Origin of the sequence: Microbacterium sp. LWO12-1.2 (genome assembly GCF_040675875.1) — a bacterium.
Lineage (GTDB): Bacteria > Actinomycetota > Actinomycetes > Actinomycetales > Microbacteriaceae > Microbacterium.
The window spans coordinates 3,316,193-3,334,808 of record NZ_JBEGII010000001.1; the positions used below are offsets into that span (position 1 = coordinate 3,316,193).

Sequence of the window (18,616 nt, forward strand, 5' to 3'; positions counted from 1 at the left end):
TGCGGAGTCCTTACCGATTCCCACAGGCAGGGTCGTCCAGCACGAGGTCCAAGTTTGTTAGGCTTACCTAAGTAGACACTCGCTCTGCGCATCCCCCGCCCCGAGAAAGGCTCCCGACGTGCCCGCACGCCTCCGACGCCCCGCGACCACCCTCCTCGCCCTCGCCGCCTCTGCCGCGCTCCTGCTCACCGGATGCGCCGCCGCACAGCCCGCCGATGCGGAGCCCACCACCGCGCCGTCCGGCGTCCGCGAGGTGGAGCACGCGCGCGGCACGACCGAGGTGCCCGAAGACGTGCAGCGTGTGGTGACGCTCGAGCCTCTCGAGCTCGACACCGCGGTCGCCGTGGGCATCACGCCGGTCGGTGCGGCCGTCGCGTCGAATGTCGCCGGTACCCCGGCCTACCTCGACGTCACCGGTGTCGAGGGCGTCGGCACGGTCCCCGAGCCCGACCTCGAAGCCATCGCCGCTCTCAAGCCCGACCTGATCCTCGGCACCGAGGCTCGTCACTCCGCGCTGTACGAGCAGCTGTCGGCGATCGCCCCCACGGTCTTCATCGAGACGCAGGCCGACCCGTGGCGCGACAATGCGCTGCTCATCGGCGAGGCGCTGAACCGCGAAGACGAGGTGGCCGACCTTCTCGACTCGGTCGACGAGCGGTGCACGAGCCTCAAGGACGAGTACGCGGTCGACGGCGAGACCGCTCAGCTGCTCCGCCCGCGCGACGAGACCACGCTGAGCCTCTACGGTCCGGTGTCGTTCGCAGGAAGCCTTCTCGAGTGCGTCGGGTACACGATCCCCGAACAGGACTGGGCAGACGGCCTGCAGGCCGACATCTCGCCGGAGAACATCCTCGACGCGCAGGCCGACCACGTGTTCGTCACGGCGGCCGACGTGGATGACGAATCGGCTGTTCCTGCCGCCATCACCCAGAACGCCGCGGCATTCCCGTCGGTGACCCTCGTCGACACCAGTTACTGGGTCTCCGGCGTCGGACCGAAGGGCGCCCACGCCGTGCTCGACGACATCGAGAAGTACCTCGAAGCGAACCGTTGACATCTCCCGCCCGAGCCGGCGCGGAGACTGTTCCGCGCCGGCGACGCGCGAGGCGAGCAGCGACCGGAGCCGTCGTGCTCCTCGTCGCTCTCGCGCTCGCCGTCGTGCTGTCGCTGATGATCGGCGCCAATCCGATCCCTCCGTCAGCGCTGTGGGATGCGCTGAACGGGCGCGGCGACGCGGAGACGAGCTTCGTGCTGTTCGAGCTGCGGATTCCGCGCACGGCGGTCGGCCTCGTCGCCGGTGCTGCTCTGGGCGTCGCGGGCGCGCTGATCCAGGCGTTCACACGCAATCCCCTCGCCGACCCCGGCATCCTCGGAGTCAACGCCGGGGCAGCGCTGGCCGTCGCGCTCGGTGTGGCCTTCTTCGGCCTGCGTGACGCGTCGGAGTTCATCTGGCTCGCCTTCCTCGGTGCCCTGGTGGTCACCGTGGCCGTCTACCTCGTCGGCTCCTCGGGTCGCGGTGCGGCGGATCCGCTCCGGCTCACGCTCGCCGGTGTCGCGCTCGGGGCCGTGCTGTCCGGCATCACCACGGGTCTCACCCTGAGCGACCCTGAGGCGTTCGATTCCATGCGCAGCTGGAATGCCGGGTCCCTGCTCGGCCGCGGCTTCGACGTGCTGCTGCCGATCCTGCCCTTCCTGCTGTTCGGGCTGGTGATCGCGCTCGGTCTGACCGCCGGCCTCAACGCCGTCGGTCTGGGCGACGACATCGCTCGCGCGCAGGGGGCGAACGTCCTCGGCATCCGGATCGGCGTGATCGTCGCCGTCACCCTGTTGGCGGGCGGCGCGACCGCCCTGGCCGGTCCGATCTCCTTCGTCGGACTCATGGTGCCGCACGTGATCCGCTGGACCTTCGGGGTCGACCAGCGCCTCATCATCCCGCTCTCCGCCGTTCTGGCCCCCGTCGTCGTCCTTCTCTCCGACGTGCTGGGGCGCGTCATCATCGCGCCCGCCGAGGTGCCGGTGGGGATCGTGACCGCTCTGGTCGGAGCGCCCGTTCTCATCGCCCTGGCCCGACGACGCAAGGCGAGCAGCCTGTGACCTCCACCCGTTTCCCCTCGCTCACGGTCAGCCCGCGGCGTGTGCTCCTGAGGCTCGGACCCGTGCAGCTGCCCCTTCGGGTGCGCAGCATCCTGGTCGCTGCCGCCTGTGTCGCCGCGACGCTGATCCTCCTGATCCTGTCTCTCGGTCTCGGCTCCTTCCCGCTCTCTCCCGGCGAGGTCGTCAGCGTGCTCTTCGGGGGCGGCGAGGGCATCGAGCGCACGGTCGTGATCGATTGGCGGCTGCCCAGAGCGCTCGCGGCTGTCACGCTGGGCGCGCTCCTCGCGATCGCGGGAGCGTTGTTCCAGACGGTCACCCGCAACCCGCTCGCCAGTCCCGACATCCTCGGGCTCTCGAACGGCGCGTTCACCGGGATGCTCCTCGCGCTCGTGTTCTTCTCGGCCGGAGTCTCCGCCCGCACGGTCGGCGCGCTGGCCGGCGGTCTCGCGACCGCCGCCGTGATCTGGTTCCTCGCAGCGCGCGGAGGCATCCAGGGGTTCCGCCTCATCATCGTCGGGATCGGCGTCTCGGCGATCCTGGCCTCGCTCAACACCTGGATGCTGTTGCAGATCGAACTCGAGACGGCGATGTTCGCGTCGGCGTGGGGTGCAGGCTCGCTGAACGGTGTGACAGCCGAAGGACTGGGAGTCGCGTTGCTGTGCGCGGCGCCGTTCGTGGTCGCCGCCGGTCTGCTCGGTCCGCGGCTGCGTCAGCTCGACCTCGGTGACGACGTCGCGGCGGCCACGGGCTCCCGGCCGGCCGTGGTGCGCACGATCGCGCTTCTTATCGGCGTGGTGCTGGTGGCGGCCGCGACGACCGTCGCCGGACCCGTCGCATTCGTGGCGCTCGCGGCACCGCAGATCGCCCGCCTGCTCGCGCGCACGCCCTCGCTGTCTGTATCTCTCTCCGCGCTGGTCGGAGGGATGCTGCTGCTGGCCTCCGATCTGGTCGCCCAGCACCTGCTGCCTGTCACGCTCCCCGTCGGCGTCGTCACCGTATCGGTGGGTGGCGCCTACCTCGTCCTCATGATCATCCTGGAGATCCGTCGCCGTGCCTGACCACGATTCCGCCGCCGCATCCGCCCGCCTGAGAGCCGAGGGGATCAGCCTGTCGTACGACCGCACCGAGATCGTGCACGAGCTGACCACCGACATCCCTCCCGGCTCGTTCACGGTGATCATCGGCGCCAACGCCTGCGGCAAGTCCACCCTGCTGCGCGGATTCTCCCGCCTGCTCTCGCCCTCGCGCGGCGAGGTGGTGCTCGATGGCAGGTCGATTGCGACCTACCCCGCGAAGGAGGTCGCTCGCCGACTCGGCCTGCTCCCGCAGAGTGCCGTCGCGCCGGACGGGATCACTGTGACCGACCTCGTCGCCCGCGGCCGCTATCCGCATCAGAGCCTGCTGCGGCAATGGTCCGATGATGACGAGGCCGCCGTGCGTGAGGCGCTGGAGGCGACAGGGACCGGCGATCTGGCCGGCCGCACCGTCGACGAGCTGTCAGGGGGCCAACGCCAGCGGGTCTGGGTGGCGATGGTGCTCGCCCAGCAGACGGATCTGCTGCTGCTCGACGAACCCACGACGTATCTCGACGTTGCGCACCAGGTGGAGCTCATGGAGCTCTTCGCGGAGCTGAACGCCCGCGGCAGGACGATCGTCGCCGTGCTCCACGATCTGAACCACGCCGCGCGCTACGCCTCGCACGTCATCGCGATGCGCCAGGGCCGTATCGTCGCGGAGGGCACTCCGGAGCAGGTGATCACGAGCGAACGCGTGCTGGAGGTCTTCGGGCTGGCGAACGTCGTGATCGCCGACCCGGTGACCGGCGGTCCGCTGGTCGTGCCCTTGCGTGGCACCCCGAAGAAGGAGGACGCATCATGAGCGCCGAACGCCCCTGGGCCTATAGCGCCTTCCCGGTGCGCGTCGTCTCGCGGCGGGTGCTGAGTCCCGGCTTCGTGCGGCTGACGTTCGCCGGTGACGCCCTCGAGAACTTCGCCACCTGGGGGACCGACCAGCGGATCAAGCTCGTCCTGCCGCTGCCCGACGGATCGCTCGCCGACTTCGGTCTGCTCGAGGAACCGACACCCCATCCCTCGGACTGGTACACCCGTTGGAAGGCGCTGCCGGAGGGCGAGCGCAACATCCTGCGCACCTACACACCGGCAGCGATCCGTCCGAAGGAGCATGAGCTCGACGTGGACTTCTACCTGCACGAGCCTGCGGGGCCGGCATCCGCGTGGGCGACATCAGCGGCACCCGGCGATGAGGTCGTGATCACCGGTCCCGACCGGCGGATGGGGTGGACGGGGTACGGGCTGCACTGGGCGCCGCAGGACGCGCGCAGGTTCCTGCTGGTCGCCGATGAGACCGCCTTCCCCGCCGTGAGGTCGATCCTGCAGACGCTGGACGCGGCGGACAGGGTAGACGTGATCCTGGAATGCCACGACGCCGTGAACGACATCGTGTCGGCGGATGCGCCGGCACACGCGCGCATCCGGATCGTCCCGCGCGGTACCGGCGACGTCTCCGGTGCCGAAAGCGCCGTGTCCGAGTGGAGCGCCGAACACGGGGCGGCGGTGCGCGACGATCCCACGTTCTACGCCTGGATCGCGGGTGAATCGGGCACCACCGCGCGTGTCCGTCGTCGCCTCACGTCGGACGTCGGCATCCCGAAGGAGCGAGTGTCCTTCCTCGGCTACTGGAAGATCGGCGGCCCGCTCGTCGGCTGATCTCGTCGAGGATCGAGCTCAGCGGCCGGCATCCCACATCGTGTACGAGATCACGCCCACGGGGAGCGTGTCGAGCGGCTTGATCAGCTCGCTCTCGGTGCCGACGATGCGGCCCGTCTCGACGGAGACGAAGGCGGTCTCGACCCGTTCGGGGATGGTCGACGCGACCCGGAGGCCGATGACGTCGCGCCCGAGGCGGTCGGTCGTCTCGCCGAGCACCTGCACGTCGCCGGCGTCGACCAGCATGTTCAGCAAGGTCGCATGCTGGTCGTCGCTCAAGGTCCAGTACTGCATCAGCCCGGTGATGGCGGCGAGCAGCTCACCGGATGACGATTCCGGGGTGGCACCGAACACGGACAGCGCGGGCTCGAGATCCGCTGGCGAACTTCCGGAGAGAGTCGCCGCCTCTGCAGGGAGTGTGAAGTCCTCCGGGGGGATGACGACCTCGTCGATCAGATCGCCGGGCTGGTACTCGCTCGGTTCGACGTCGGCGGGGCGCTCGGCATCCGACCAGTACGGGTCACCGGCGACGATGGTGCTCGTCGCGGTCTCGCCGGGCGCCCACACGAAGGTGATGTCCTGAGGAACGACCTCGACGTGGCCCTGCGCGACGTCCACGCTCCAGCCCCAGCTGACGGAGTGGACTCGTGACTCCTGCTCCACGTCGGGGGGAGCGAGCAGCGCCTGCTCGGCAGCCTCCACGACTTCGGCGAGCGAACCAGAGGACCGGTACTCGAGCGGAGGCGGGGTGAGCGCTACCGCCTGGCCGGTGGGAGAGAGGACATTCACGGCGATCACTGCTGCCGCCGCGACGGTCGCGACAGCGGTCGTGAGCCCGGCCCAGAAGAGCGCCTTCCGCGGGCGCCGCGAAAGTGTCTGATGCGATCCGCGGATGATGCCCTCGCGGATCGCGATGTGCGCGGCGGAGAGCCCATCGTCCTGTTTCGGGGCAGGGTGGGCGGCGCGGAAAAGCCGGTCGAGCTCGTCATCGGAGACGTTCATGATCCTTGGCCACCGCCCTCCAGCTGCGCGCGGAGCTTCGCGCGCGCTCGGGTGAGCGTCGTCCATACGGCGCTCTGGCTGGTTCGGAGCACTTCGGCGACCTCGCCGGCGCTCAGATCATCCCAATAGGTGAGCACCACGATCTGTCGTTCGCGGGCGCTGAGCGCGGTGAGCGCCGTACGCAGCGCGAGCACCTCCAGGGGATCCAGCTCGCCTGACTGGCTCTCGAGCCCGCGGATCAGCGCTTCGAGGGCCCGATCACGTGATCGCGCCCGCCGGGAGCGATCACGCAGCTTGTTGTTCGCCGCCCGGAGGAACCAGGTGACGGGCATCGGCCGGTCGGCGTCGAGCTTGCGCCACGCCACCGTGAAGATCTCGGCGGTGATCTCGTCGACCTCATCGGCGTCGTCGATGTAGCACGCGAGGTGTCGATGCACCCGCGGCCAGAAGTCATCGAAGAGGCGCCGGAACACGACCTCTTTGCGCTGTGCCCCCTGCGGGTTCGCTGCCCGGGCTGAATCGGTCGTGTGGCGTCGTCTCGAAAGCCGTCCGGCACCTGTCGACGTGTCGGAGGAGGGCGAGACGCTCGCGAAGGCGATCCGCAGCGTACCGACGGCCCCGAACGCGAACATGGGGACCTCGCTCACGATGGTGGGATTGATCGACCAGACTAGCGGCCGACGCGCAGCGCTACAGGAGGCAACGCAGGTTCGTGGTGCCACCGGGCAGGTTCACGGTCGCGCCGGGGCCGGCGGTTCCGAGCACGGTGCTGGCGCCCTTTCGCGCCTGCACCGTGCCGGATGAGCGCGCGTTGGCGATCGAGCCAACGGTACTCAATGCCGCGGTGCTCACCGTCGTGCACGTAGCCCAGCTGAGCTTCGTGCCGCTCCTGTTCGCTCCGGCGTATGCACAGTACGATCCGGTAGCGCAGGAGCCGACGGCGCGGGAGTCGGGCGACGGAACAGAGAGTTCCAAGCCGAGCTCCGGCCAGACCACGGTGTGCGCATCGATGACGGTGCCCCCCGGCACTGCATCGATGGCGTACAGGACATCCGGATGGATGACAGGCTCTTCACTTGCCTGCGCAGGCGTCGCGCTCCCCATCGCGAGGTCACTGCCCAGGGCAAGACCGAGAGGCTCCTTGTTCATGCTCGTCCGTTCGGGTGTCGGTAGATGCTGATGATGCGCTTCTCATCACAGCTCTTCCCATCACACCGCTGTGACGACCCGTGTGGGGATGGGTGACGCGCACCCTTTCGGATGACGGGCGACTTCCTTACCGTCGACTTTTCTTGCTCGACACGCGAGAGACGCGTCGTGCGTTTGGTTCACTGGCGGAGCAGGCATCGAAGAAAGGACCTTGCGTGGAAACGCCGAAATGGCTTCGAAGGGCGCTCGACCTACCAGGTGCCACTTCGTTCGCATCGTTGGAGTCGCTGGTGGATCGGGCGATCTCACTACGGGCGGAGCTGTGCCAGCTCTCGGGAGACAGCCTCCGCGATCGAGCTGCGGCGTGCAATGGAGCCCAAGAGCAGTTGCTCGCGCTCGCCGCAGAGGCGTCCCGACGCGCGCTCGGCGTCGTTCCGTTCCGCGAACAGATGCTGACCGCTGCGGCGATGCTCGCGGGCTTCGCGGTGGAGCTCGATACCGGAGAAGGCAAGACGCTGGCCGGGGCGTTGGCGGCAGCGGGTTTCGCCCTGAGAGGGCGGTCGGTTCACGTCATCTCCGTCAACGACTATCTCGCTCGGCGGGATGCCGCGTGGATGGGGCCGCTGTATACGGCACTGGGCGTCTCGGTGGCGGCCGTCGAAGAATCGACGTCCACCGAGCAGCGGCGCGCTGCGTACCGGGCCGATGTCGTCTACGTGAGTGTCAGCGAAGTCGGCTACGACGTGCTTCGTGACCGGTTCTGCATGCATGAAGTCGACCGCGTGTCTCCGGCGATGGATGTCGCCATCGTCGATGAAGCCGATGCCGTGATGATCGACGAGGCGATCATCCCGCTCGTCCTCGCGGGCACTGCGACGATCCCCGAAGGTGATGTCGCCCAGGCTGCATCGCTCGTCCTCGACCTCGAGGACGGCGTCGACTACCTGGTGGATGACGACGGTGCCACGGTGGCGTTCACCGACAAGGCTCTCGACGCGCTCGAGTCACAGCTTGGAGGCATCAACCTCTATTCTCCGGAGAACATCCCCACCCTGACCGGCCTCACTCTGGCATTGCACGCGAAAGTACTGATGCATCGTGACGTCGACTACATCGTGGATGGCGACGATCTTCGACTCGTGAACACGACTCGTGGACGGGTCGCTGAGGGGCAGCGCTGGCCAGACGGGTTGCACGCCGCCGTAGAGGCGAAAGAGGGCCTCGCCTCGAGCGGAGCGGGCATCGTGCTCGATCAGGTGACCGTGCAAGATCTCCTGGTGACGTACCGGAATCTGGTCGGTATGAGCGGTACCGTCCTCGACGTCGCAGAGGACTTGCTGGAGTTCTACAGCCTGCGTTCCGGACGGGTCGAGCGCCGGCTGCCACTGGCCAGGTCGAGCGAGCCCGACATCATCGTCGACACTGAGGCGGATGTCTTCGAGGCTGTGGTCGATGTGGTGCAGCGATGCCACGAGGACGGACGGCCTGTGCTCGTGGGGACGCGGAGTGTCGCCGCGTCTGAGACCATCGGGAATCTATTGACGGCCCGCGGCCTCGATGTTCGTGTGCTCAATGCGAAGAACGACGAGGCGGAGGCCTACACCGTCTCGTGTGCGGGCGAGCTCGGTGCCATCACGATATCCACGCAGATGTCGGGCAGAGGGACCGACATCGTGCTCGGTGGCGTGGACGGAGCTGACCATGGCGCCGTGGCTTCTGTCGGTGGTCTCATGGTCATTCAGGTCGGGTTGTATCCGTCGCGCCGCCTGGATGCGCAGTTGCGAGGGCGGGCGGGAAGGCAAGGCGACCCCGGGGCTGCCGTGCGCATCGTGAGTCTGCAGGACGCTCTGGTCTCCACGACGGCGACCAGAACGATCGCCTCACAGCTCGAGAGACCCGCGCGACTCACCCGCAAGCGCAAGGAACACATTCTGGACGTCGCGCAGGACATCTCCGAGGCGGTTCGCGCCGATCAGCACCGGGCGACGTGGGGATATCACAGGGCCATCGCACTGCAACGAGCTGCGGTGTTGAGGGAGCGGGAGGCGCTCATCTCCTCGGATTCGACGTTGTGGGAGCGTCTGGGAAGAGATCCGAGACTCGACGCCGGCAACGATTTCACGACGGCAGTCCGTGAAGTCGCCGTGTTCACGTTGGACGACCTCTGGTGCGACCATCTTGCGATGCTGCAGGAGACAAGAGACGGTATCCATCTTCGGGCGCTGGGCGGGCAGAACCCACTCGATGAGTTCCATCGCCTCGCCCTGGTCGCGTTCGACGGCTTCTTCGAACGCGCTTACCAGGTCGTGGACCGACTTCTCTTCGTGACGGGAGCGTTCGATGCGCAGGCCGCCGCGGCAGCAGCGCGGCTGCGAAGACCATCGGCGACGTGGACGTACATGATCACTGACAATCCTCTGGGAGACCCGGCGTCGCGAGCAGCCGAGTCTTTGCGCACGATGTGGGCGGACCGGCGGCGACGGTGACGCCGCGGCTGGCCCCGACCCGCTCCGTGACCGGCAGACTGGGGGAGGACCATCCGCAGATTTCCGGAGACGTGATGAATCAAGATCAGCCCCGCAAGGCTCCCAGCCAGGCCGTCCTCACCGTGCAGCAGGTTGAGCAGGTGAGCCCCGATCTGATCCGGATCACGGCGGGAGGCGACGGGTTCGCCGATTACAACGACAACCTCTTCACCGATAAGTACGCCAAGATCCTCTTCGCCGATGCGCGTCACGGGCTGACTCCTCCCTATGACCTCGCGCGGTTGCGCACGGAGGAGCCCGAGAAGCTCCCCACACGACGGACCTACACGATCCGTTCGGCTGACGCCGAGGCGCGGCAGATCGTCATCGACTTCGTCGTGCACGGTGACGAGGGAGTCGCCGGCCCCTGGGCTCGCGCCGCTCGGCCGGGTGACACGATCGTCGTCAGCGGTGCCGGTGGCGGCTACCGTCCGGATGCTGCCGCACCCTGGCACCTGCTCATCGGTGACCACACGGCTCTGCCGGCGATCTCCTCAGCCGTCGAGGCGATGGATGCCGCAGCCCGGGGTCATGTGCTGCTCAGCGTCGCCGACCCGGCGGACCGCATCCTTCCGACGCTGCCCTCGGGCGTGAGTATCCACTGGACGCAGAACGACGACGAGCTCCTCGCCGCGCTCGCGGAGCTGCCCTGGGCCGAGGGCACCCCCGGGGTGTTCGCGCACGGTGAGCGCGGCACGATCAAGGAGATCCGTGCCCTGCTGAAGCAGCGGGAGGTGCCGCGGGAGTCGCTGTCGATCTCGGCGTACTGGGCACGCGGCCGTGCGGAGGACCAGTTCCAGGCGGAGAAGCGCGAGCCGATCGGGCAGATCGAGTAGCCGACGCCGCCGATCCGTCAGCGCAGGTCGGACACGTCCGCGACGACGGTGGCGTAGAGGTCGGCGATGCCGGCGAGTGCGGAGCGATGCAGCTGCTCCGCCGACACATCGCCCGCGACGGACGGCAGGCTACGCGTCGCTGTCGCCGCCGCGACCACGGTGGGGCGGTTGCCGCGCAGGAACGCGCCCTCGGTCGTGTACGTCACGCACATGTGGGTCATGAAGCCGGCGATGACGACGTCTTCGTGGCCCGCGGCATCCACGAGGTCTCCCAGTTCGGTGCCGACGAACGAGTTCGGTGCGTGCTTGATCACGACGGCCTCGCCCTCGATCGGAGTGACGCGGTCGTGGATCGCACCGATGTCCTCGCGGATGTCGTACGCCGAACCGGCACCGCCGTCGTGCTGCACGTGGATCACGGTCGCCCCCGCCTCCCTCGCCTTCGCCAGGAGGTCTGCAGCCGCGTCGAGTGCGGCATCCCAGCCATCGAGCTCCATCTCGCCGCGCGTGTACGTGTTCTGGAAGTCGACGAGCACGACGGTCGACGTGGCCAGCGTCGCAGGGCTGTCGACGACGCCGCTGAGCGAGCGGAGGGTGGCGGAGGTGGTCATGAGTGTCCTTTCCAAGTGGTCAGCATCAGTCTGCCCGGACTCCCTGCTCACCGATCGCGCAGAGCCTGAGCGATGAGCGCGCGCACGTCGGAGGAGCTCGAGTCCGTCGCATACGGTTCCCAGCGGTCGAGCTGCTCGAGGGCCCACTCCCAGTGTGCGGTGCGCAGCACGATGGGCAGCGGATGGGTCTGCGGGGGCCATCCGTACTGATCCCGCTCGCCGTCGAATGCGGCGGATGCGCGCCATCCCGCATCGCGGACGCAGGAGCCGGCCATCGTCGTCAGCATGACACCGTTGACCGCATCGATCGCCATGCTGTTGTCGACGCAGCCGTCGACCTGCCACCAGAGGTGGACGGGGATCTCGATCCTCACGTACTCCATGCCACCATTCTGTCTCCCCACGCTTGTATCGCGTTCAAGGTACAAGTTGTGATAGACATATGACACAACCTGGAGATCGGAGACGTGATGTCGCAGAGTGAAGCACCCATGTTCGGCCTGATGGATCTCGTGAGAGCGGCGTTCTCGCTGCCGCTGTTCTCCCTGTTCCTCGCTGCGGTGATCGTCGGCGCGATCCTGATCTTCGCGTCCCGGCCGCAGCTCGCCCTTCGGCAGGCGCAGCCAGGGACCGCGGAGGTGATCCGCTCCGTCCACGCACGCTACCGGGTCGAGCGTCTGGTGCTCGCGATCACCGCGATCCTGGTCATCGTCGTCTTCGCCGTCGAGAACGTGCTGCGCGGCTATGTCGTGAATCTGGGCGAGCTGCTGCCGTGGTGGCGCTTCGCGACGGCGATCGTCGTCGCCGCGCTGGGCCTCGGCATCGTGGCGGCGATCGAGGTGCGGGGGGTCACGCCCTCGGAGATCCCCGTCGTGTCCGGCGCGCGGCGCACGTGGACGAGCTTCGGCCCGCGCGTCGGGCTCATCGGGGGAGTGGTCGCGCTGGTCGCCATCGTGGCAACATCGATCGCCGCGGGCCTGGCGGCCTACGTAGACAGTCGGGGCGATTCCGCATGGCTCGAGATCCCGATCCCCAACGAGGAGGCGATCGACCCCGTGCGGGTGCACTTCTACGGATGGACCTACGGGGTGCCGGTCCTGATCTGTGCCGCTCTGCTGGCAGCGGCCGTCTGGGGTGTGCTGCATGCCAACGCGTCGCGGCCGTACATCCGCCCGGAGACGGTCGCTGCCGAGCGGGATGCGCGTCGCGGCGTGGCGCGGGATGCCGTGCGCATCGCGACCGCCGGGATGCTGTTGGGCCTGGCGGGTGCGTGGCGGCTGATCGCCAGTGCCGGCACCACCTCGGGACTCGTCATCGACGGCAAGAACGACGGCGCCCCTTACGAGGTGATCTGGCGCTACGCAGAACTCGCGACAGCGGTGGGATGGGCTGCGCCGGCCCTCGAAGTCCTCGCTTTCGCCTTGCTGGTGCTGGTCGCGGTGCGGCTCCGTGTACCCCAGGTTCCGGCGGAGGCCGAGGCCGCCGTGGCCGATGTCGAGGTCGCGCGATGACCGCGTCTCCGATCTTGTCGGCGGCGGACGAGGGGAGCCCCACGCAGGACATCTATCGGCAGTTGCGCGGGCTCATCGTCTCGGGCCAGCTCGGCGCGAACGAGCGCCTGCCCACCGTGCGTCAGGCGGCGACTGACCTCGGTGTCGCGGCGGGCACGGTCGCCAAGGCGTACAAGATGCTCGAGCACGACGGGCTGGTGGTCAGCCGCACCGCCGCCGGCACCCGCGTTGCGGAGTCGGCGGGGCTGTTGCCGGCATCCGTGCTGAAGCACATCAGGGGTCTGGTGGCCGAGGCTGCGATGACCGGCGCCGGCCAGGATGACGTAATCGACGTGTTGCGGGCGGTCTGGCGGGCGGAGGCGGGCGAGGTGGCGGAGGCGGGACCGAAGCCATAAGCAACCAAGGTTGACATTTCCATGATTAGCAACGTAGGTTGACGTTATGGAATCCGTCCAGATCGCCGACATCGCGGCCGACACCTCTGACCCGCGCGCAGGTCTGAGGGCGGTCGCCTCGCTGCGACGTCTCGCCGACACTCTCGAACTACGGCAGGTCGAAGCGGCGTTGCGCGCGGGAATCAGCTGGCAGGGCATCGCCGATGCGCTCGGGGTGACGAGGCAGGCGGTGCACAAGAAGCACGCGAAACGGATCGATCCCTCGATCGAGATCCCGAGGAGGAACGCATGAGCAAGCTCATCCGCGCCGCTGCGACGAGCCAGACGCTCTCGCTGGCGGCCATGGAGGAGGCGTCCCGATTTGGCGTGCGGGATGCCGACATCGAGCACCTCTTCCTCGCGCTGACCATCGACGCGGGGATCGGTGGCCAGGTGCTGCGCAGCCTCGGGGTCACCCTCGATGCGGCCCGTTCGGCGATCGAGACGCAGCAGGCCGACCAGCTGGGTTCGCTCGGCGTGCACGCCGACAGCGCCGGCGGACGCATCGTCTACCCGGAGACCGGGGGATACGACTGGGCGGAGCGTGCACTCGCGGTGATGAGGGCGGCCGTCTCCGGAGACCGGGATGGTGATTCGGCTGCCGTGCTGCGCGCGCTGCTCGCCGAGCCCAGTGGCCTCATGACGGATCTTCTCGAGCGGATGGACGTGGAGCCCGAGCGCATCGTCGAGGCGCTCGACGATGCCGCGGCGATGATCGCTGAACACCGGAGGACGGCGGCCGAGCGGCCGACCATCCACGGCACGCACACGGCGTTCGTACCGGCGGATCCGATCGACGTGTGGAGCCTGCTGGCCGACGGCGAACGCCTCGCGGAGTGGGAGCCGACCATCGGGGAGGTCGTGAGGAGGCATGCCGCGACCGGTCGATGGGAGGCGCGGACGCGCATGGTGGGCTCTGGTGGCAAGCCGCTGAAGATCCGCGACGGCATCCGTCGTCAGTGCGCCGAGTCCGTGCGCAGCGAGCAGCCATCGCACATCACCTGGCACTTCACCTATCCGGATGAGCCGCGATCGAATGCGCGCGTGGTCGCGGTCGACATCGAGCCGGCCGCGGCTGGGGCGCAACTGCGCCTCTCGTTCGGGTGGGAGTTGAACGCGAGTCGCCGCCGTCGGAGGCTCATCGGGGCGCTGCTCAAGCCGGTGTTCCGCTTCCTGTGCTTCGTGCAGCTGACGCAGATCGCCGGGGGTATCAGCCGCGCGTTCCGGTGACGGGGCGGGTATGGACCGACTGTTTGTCATGCCTCACCATCTCGGGCATTGTGGAGACGGGTCGCCGACAGCTCCTCGTGCTTGTCTCGTAGCGACAGAACCACACACATTGAGAGAAAATGCTCCCTCGGCACAGCGCAGTCACACTGGAACAGGTCGCCCGTCAGGCGGGAGTTTCGCGCGCCACGGTGTCGCGCATCGTGAACGGGGTGTCCACCGTCGACCCCGCGCTCGCCGAGCGCGTCAACGTGGTCGTGAAGCAGTTGGGCTATGTGCCCAATCTGTCCGCCCGTTCGCTCGCGAGTCGCCGGGCGGGAGCCGTCGCGCTCGTCGTACCGGAAGATGTGGAGCGCTTCTTCGGTGATCCCTTCTTCGGGGCACTGGTGGCGGGAATCCAGGGAAAGATGCGGGGCTCCGGCTTTCTTCTCGATGTGCTGATCGCGGCGGACGACCCTCGACAGACGTCGGACCTGTTGCTCGGGGGCAAGGTGGACGCGGCCATCCTCTTCTCCCACAGGATCGAACAGTCGTTCATGTCGACGATGTCGGCCTCGCTTCCCGTCGTTCTCGCGGGACGACCCACCGCTGCAACCGAACCGACGTGCCACTACGTCGATGTCGACAACCGAGGAGGCGCGGAGCTCGTCACCCGTCATCTCCTGGAGAGGGGCCACCGCCGGATCGCGATGGTTCGAGGGCCGGAGGATTCGCCGGCCGCGGCCGATCGCCTGCAGGGGTATCTCGATGCGCACGAGGCGGCGGGCATCGAGACAGGGCCGATCGTGGCAGGAGATTTCACGAGTGCCGGCGGTGTCGCCGCCGCTGAGCAGTTGCTCGACGAGAGCGGGTGGACCGCCGTCTTCGCCGCGAACGATCTGATGGCGATCGGAGCGATAGGCGTGCTCAGAACGCGGGGGCTTCGGATCCCCGAGGACATCGCGGTCGCCGGCTTCGATGATGTGCCGTCAGCGGCGGATACGGTTCCGCCGCTGACAACCGTGCGCCAGCCGTCACGCGAGCAGGGCGCTGCGCTCGCGGAGACGGCGCTTGCCCTGGTGGCAGGAGAGCCTGTCGAACAGGGGCAGGTGCTCGCGACCGACCTGATCGTCCGCGCGTCCACCTGACCCCCGTCGGGCCCAGTCAGCCCTTGACGGCACCTGCCATGATTCCACTGACCAACTGCTTGCCTGCGAAGACGAACAGAAGCAGAAGAGGCGCCGTGGCGAGGAGCACGCCAGTCAGGACGACCGAGTAGTCGACGAAGTAGCCCGACTGCAGCAGGGACAGGGCCACAGGCAGCGTCGGGTCCTGCCGGTCGAGCACGATGAACGGCCAGAAGAAGTTGTTCCACGCGGAGACGAAGGTGAAGAGCCCCAGCATCGCCGCTGCCGGTCGTGCGGCGGGGACTCCGACCGTGAGGAACGATCGGAAGGATGATGCGCCATCGACCCTGGCCGCTTCGATGAGCTCATCGGGGACGGCCTGTCTGAGGTACTGCGTCATCCAGAACACTCCGAAGGCGCTGGTGAGCGATGGGATGATGACCGCACCGATGTTGCCGGTCCAACCGAGCTCGCTGAACATGATGTACAGCGGCACCACGCCCAGCTGCATCGGAACGGCCATGGTCGCCACGACCATCACCAGGAGCCTTCCCCGCCCGCGGAAATGGAGCTTCGAGAATGCCCAGCCGGCCAGGGTCGAGAAGAAGACGACCGAGACGGCGATCAGTGTGGAACTGTAGATCGAGTTCCACAGGGCACGCCAGAAGTTGACCGACGGGTCGTTCACGACCTTGTCGACGTTGGCCCAGAAGTTGCCACCGGGCAGCCACGACATGTGCGGGTCTCGAACGGTGTACGAGTCGCCGGACCCGATCAGGAATGACCAGTAGAAGGGGAACACGCTGGCCAGCAGCACGACGCCCAGGAAGAGGTAGACCCACGGGCTCGGTCGCGAGAAACGTCGTGCGCGACGGAAGGTCTTCGACACGTTCGGCGTCGACATGTGACGACTCATCGGCTGGCCTCCTCGACCGGTTGTGCGTTGTCATGAGTGGCACGGCGCGCGCGACGGGCCCGGCGCCCCGCGTCTTCTGCGACAGCCGCAGAATCGTCGCGGACCAGCCCCCGTGTGACGATCAGGTTGATCAGCCCGACGAGCAGGATGAGCGCGAAGAGGATCCAGGCCATCGCGGCGGCTCGACCGAAGTCCCACTCGCCCCACCCGACGTTGTAGAGGTAGAGCGCGATCGTGAGCCACTGGTTGTCCGGCCCACCTGTTCCCGTGTGGTCGTACATCCGAGGCTCGTCGAACACTTGGAGCCCACCGATCGTGGAGGTGACGACGACGAAGATCAGGGTTCCGCGCAGGCCGGGAATGGTGATCGACAGGAACTGTCGGATCGCCCCGGCCCCGTCGACCGTCGCTGCTTCGTAGTACTCCCGCGGGATCGCCTGCATAGCGGCGAGCAGGATGAGCGTGTTGTACCCGGTCCAACGGAAGTTGACCATCGTGGCGATCGCGACGTGGCTGGCGAACGGATCGGTGTGCCAGGGGATCGACGTCATTCCCAGCTGCGTGAGCAGCGAGTTCACGAGCCCGAACTTGTCGCCGAACATGTTGCTGAAGATCAGAGCGACCGCGACGGGCGCCATGACGTACGGAACGAGAACGCTCATGCGCCAGAACGTGCGTGCTCTGATGTTGCGATCAAGGGCAGCGGCGATGATGATCGCTGCGACGAGCTGCGGGATGGTCGAGAGCAGGAAGATGCTCACCGTGTTGCGCAGTGCGATCCAGAACTCGGGGGCGGACAGCACACGCCAGTACTGGTCGAACCCGACGAACTCACCTGTGCCGCGAACCATGTCCCACTCCATGAGTGAGATGACGGCCGTGTAGCCGATCGGGAAGAGGCCGGTGGCGATGAAGATCAGGAAGAACGGCGCGATGTACAGATATGGCGCTGTCTTCACGTCCCACCGGGTCAGCTTCTCCCGGAGGGCTGAGCGGCCGTTCTGCTGCGGAGCGATCGAACGATGTGAAGGCATGGACGAAGTCTCATTTCGTTGAGAAGCCCCCGCCCGAGTCCCGGGCGGGGGCTGCGGATTACTCGATCGAGTTCACCTTTTCGACCCACTGATCCCACGATGCAGCGGCATCCTGCGTGCCGTCTTCGACGCGGGCGATCGCGTCTCCCATCGCGGTGGCGACCTGGAAGTACAGCTCACCCTTGAACGGAGCGACCTCCACCGCCTGCGCCCTGTCGGAGAAGATCTGCCCGATGGGGGCGTCGTTGAAGAACGGATTGGTCGCCTCGAGAAGGACCGGCGAGCTCATCGCTTCGACCTGGCTCGGGAACAGACCTGCGTTCTCGAAGTACTTGAGCTGCTGTTCCGGCGCCGTCAGCCAGTCGGCGAGCTTCTGCGCCTCTTCGACGTTGGCTCCGGAGGCTGGGACGGTGAGGTACGAGCCTCCCCAGTTGCCGCCGCCGTTCGGGAACACGTTGGCGACGTCCCACGTGGTGACGTCCTTCGCGTTGCCCTCGATGACGCCCAGCATCCACCCCGGGCAGAGCATGGTGGCGAAGCCGCCGTTGGCCATCGCCGCGTACCAGTCGGTGCTCCACTGGCTGAGATGCGCCGACTGCGTGGCACTCGCGGCCAGTAGCTGGTCGTAGGAATCACGGACCTCGTCGTTCTCGGTCGCGGTGATCGCGCCGCTCTTCGGGTCTTCGTAGGGAGCAGCGATCTGGTTGATCATCCCCTGCCAGACTCCGCGCGCCGAGTCGAAGAACGGAAGCCCGGTCGCTTCGACGTACTGATCTCCGACCTCGAAGTAGCGGGCCCAATCTCCACCGAGAAGCTCGGCGACGGCGTCGCGATCAGCGGGCAGGCCGGCAGCCTCGAACAGGTCGGAGCGGTAGCAGATCGCCAGCGGGCCGATGTCTGTGCCGTATCCGATGAGGTTGCCTTCAGGATCGGTCGCCTCTTCCACCTTCCAGTCCAGCCAACGATCCTTCAGGTCGGCTGGCACGGGTGCGAGCAGGTCCGAATACTCCATCACCTCGGGCAGCCAGTCGCCTTCCACGTACTCGATGTCCGAGAGCCCGGTCTTTCCGAGCTTCTGGAAGAAGTTGGTTCGGGCGTCATCGGTCGTGGCCGCCTTATTGTGAATGATCTTCACGCCGGGGTTGAGCTCTTCGTACTCGGCGAACATCTCGTCGGCGAACCCCGAATCGTTGAACGTCCCCACCGTGAGGGTCACGTCGCCCGATGCGGCGTCGTCTTCTGCGGCGGGCGCGCACCCCGACAGCAGCAGTCCGGCTGCGGCCGCTCCTGCCCCGAATCGGATGATGTTGTGTTTCCTGGTCACCACTTGACACTCCTTTGCGTCTGGATCTGCGTGCGTGTTCCTGGCGGCGGATGCCGTCAGAGGGCGCCGACGATTGGTCGCACCAGTCATCGGCGGATAAGCCATGGATTGCTCATCGCAT

At 67.5% G+C, this 18,616-nt stretch carries 20 protein-coding genes; 12 read left to right on the top strand and 8 right to left on the bottom strand.

The features are described from left to right. The first annotated feature begins 118 nt into the window (after positions 1-118). The 5 genes from MRBLWO12_RS15880 (at position 119) to MRBLWO12_RS15900 (ending at position 4,820) form a co-directional block, all read left to right on the top strand. On the top strand, positions 119-1,054 hold the full coding sequence (locus tag MRBLWO12_RS15880) for an ABC transporter substrate-binding protein (RefSeq protein ID WP_363557172.1): 936 nt from the start codon (positions 119-121) through the stop codon (positions 1,052-1,054). Between the two features lie 74 nt (positions 1,055-1,128). After that, positions 1,129-2,094: an iron chelate uptake ABC transporter family permease subunit gene (locus MRBLWO12_RS15885; RefSeq protein ID WP_363557174.1), complete on the top strand. Its 966-nt coding sequence runs from the start codon at positions 1,129-1,131 to the stop codon at positions 2,092-2,094. Next, positions 2,091-3,152, top strand: coding sequence for a FecCD family ABC transporter permease (locus MRBLWO12_RS15890; RefSeq protein ID WP_363557176.1), 1,062 nt, complete (start codon positions 2,091-2,093; stop codon positions 3,150-3,152). The genes MRBLWO12_RS15885 and MRBLWO12_RS15890 overlap by 4 nt, the downstream gene beginning before the upstream one ends. After that, positions 3,145-3,972: an ABC transporter ATP-binding protein gene (locus MRBLWO12_RS15895; protein WP_363557178.1), complete on the top strand. Its 828-nt coding sequence runs from the start codon at positions 3,145-3,147 to the stop codon at positions 3,970-3,972. Before MRBLWO12_RS15890 ends, MRBLWO12_RS15895 begins: the two co-directional genes overlap by 8 nt. Beyond that, complete coding sequence (locus tag MRBLWO12_RS15900; RefSeq protein WP_363557180.1) at positions 3,969-4,820, top strand: siderophore-interacting protein; 852 nt, start codon at positions 3,969-3,971, stop codon at positions 4,818-4,820. Before MRBLWO12_RS15895 ends, MRBLWO12_RS15900 begins: the two co-directional genes overlap by 4 nt. Positions 4,821-4,838: 18 nt before the next feature. Here the strand turns inward: MRBLWO12_RS15900 and MRBLWO12_RS15905 are convergent, their stop codons facing one another. From MRBLWO12_RS15905 to MRBLWO12_RS15915, 3 genes are read right to left on the bottom strand one after another with little or no spacing between them, the layout of a single operon-like run. Then, a complete protein-coding gene (locus MRBLWO12_RS15905) occupies positions 4,839-5,822 on the bottom strand; it encodes a hypothetical protein (RefSeq protein WP_363557182.1) in 984 nt (327 codons plus the stop codon). Beyond that, on the bottom strand, positions 5,819-6,469 hold the full coding sequence (locus tag MRBLWO12_RS15910; protein ID WP_363557184.1) for an RNA polymerase sigma factor: 651 nt from the start codon (positions 6,467-6,469) through the stop codon (positions 5,819-5,821). The genes MRBLWO12_RS15905 and MRBLWO12_RS15910 overlap by 4 nt, the downstream gene beginning before the upstream one ends. Positions 6,470-6,512: 43 nt before the next feature. Further along, a complete protein-coding gene (locus MRBLWO12_RS15915; protein ID WP_363557186.1) occupies positions 6,513-6,971 on the bottom strand; it encodes a hypothetical protein in 459 nt (152 codons plus the stop codon). Between the two features lie 215 nt (positions 6,972-7,186). Between MRBLWO12_RS15915 and secA2 the strand changes: the two genes are divergently transcribed. Both secA2 and MRBLWO12_RS15925 read left to right on the top strand, forming a co-directional pair. Beyond that, positions 7,187-9,457: an accessory Sec system translocase SecA2 gene (secA2, locus tag MRBLWO12_RS15920; protein ID WP_363557188.1), complete on the top strand. Its 2,271-nt coding sequence runs from the start codon at positions 7,187-7,189 to the stop codon at positions 9,455-9,457. A gap of 74 nt (positions 9,458-9,531) precedes the next feature. Then, positions 9,532-10,332 carry a siderophore-interacting protein gene (locus MRBLWO12_RS15925; RefSeq protein ID WP_363557190.1) on the top strand — a complete coding sequence of 267 codons (801 nt, stop codon included), beginning with the start codon at positions 9,532-9,534 and terminating at the stop codon, positions 10,330-10,332. A 17-nt stretch (positions 10,333-10,349) separates the two neighbouring features. Here the strand turns inward: MRBLWO12_RS15925 and MRBLWO12_RS15930 are convergent, their stop codons facing one another. Next, positions 10,350-10,943 (bottom strand): isochorismatase family protein, encoded by a 594-nt coding sequence (locus MRBLWO12_RS15930; RefSeq protein WP_363557192.1) that lies wholly within the window; start codon positions 10,941-10,943, stop codon positions 10,350-10,352. Positions 10,944-10,990: 47 nt separating this feature from the next. Further along, positions 10,991-11,326, bottom strand: a complete 336-nt coding sequence (locus tag MRBLWO12_RS15935; RefSeq protein ID WP_363557194.1) for a hypothetical protein — start codon at positions 11,324-11,326, stop codon at positions 10,991-10,993. Positions 11,327-11,413: 87 nt separating this feature from the next. Between MRBLWO12_RS15935 and MRBLWO12_RS15940 the strand changes: the two genes are divergently transcribed. The 5 genes from MRBLWO12_RS15940 (at position 11,414) to MRBLWO12_RS15960 (ending at position 15,242) form a co-directional block, all read left to right on the top strand. After that, entirely contained in the window at positions 11,414-12,454 is a 1,041-nt protein-coding gene (locus MRBLWO12_RS15940; RefSeq protein ID WP_363557196.1) for a hypothetical protein, read from the top strand. After that, the gene (locus tag MRBLWO12_RS15945; protein WP_363557198.1) at positions 12,451-12,849 is read left to right on the top strand and encodes a GntR family transcriptional regulator; all 399 of its coding nucleotides are present in this window, start codon (positions 12,451-12,453) and stop codon (positions 12,847-12,849) included. The genes MRBLWO12_RS15940 and MRBLWO12_RS15945 overlap by 4 nt, the downstream gene beginning before the upstream one ends. A 46-nt stretch (positions 12,850-12,895) precedes the next feature. Beyond that, positions 12,896-13,141, top strand: a complete 246-nt coding sequence (locus MRBLWO12_RS15950; RefSeq protein WP_363557200.1) for a hypothetical protein — start codon at positions 12,896-12,898, stop codon at positions 13,139-13,141. Beyond that, entirely contained in the window at positions 13,138-14,118 is a 981-nt protein-coding gene (locus MRBLWO12_RS15955; RefSeq protein WP_363557202.1) for an SRPBCC family protein, read from the top strand. The genes MRBLWO12_RS15950 and MRBLWO12_RS15955 overlap by 4 nt, the downstream gene beginning before the upstream one ends. 119 nt (positions 14,119-14,237) lie before the next feature. Beyond that, positions 14,238-15,242, top strand: coding sequence for a LacI family DNA-binding transcriptional regulator (locus MRBLWO12_RS15960; RefSeq protein WP_363557204.1), 1,005 nt, complete (start codon positions 14,238-14,240; stop codon positions 15,240-15,242). 16 nt (positions 15,243-15,258) lie between these two features. On the opposite strand, the gene MRBLWO12_RS15965 is transcribed toward MRBLWO12_RS15960, so the two are convergent. Genes MRBLWO12_RS15965 through MRBLWO12_RS15975 form a run of 3 tightly spaced genes read right to left on the bottom strand, consistent with a single transcriptional unit; the run spans position 15,259 to position 18,498 of the window. Further along, positions 15,259-16,125, bottom strand: a complete 867-nt coding sequence (locus MRBLWO12_RS15965; RefSeq protein ID WP_414685518.1) for a carbohydrate ABC transporter permease — start codon at positions 16,123-16,125, stop codon at positions 15,259-15,261. An 8-nt stretch (positions 16,126-16,133) separates the two neighbouring features. Beyond that, entirely contained in the window at positions 16,134-17,171 is a 1,038-nt protein-coding gene (locus MRBLWO12_RS15970) for a carbohydrate ABC transporter permease (RefSeq protein WP_363557208.1), read from the bottom strand. A gap of 58 nt (positions 17,172-17,229) precedes the next feature. Then, positions 17,230-18,498: an extracellular solute-binding protein gene (locus MRBLWO12_RS15975; RefSeq protein WP_363557210.1), complete on the bottom strand. Its 1,269-nt coding sequence runs from the start codon at positions 18,496-18,498 to the stop codon at positions 17,230-17,232. Positions 18,499-18,616 lie beyond the last annotated feature (118 nt).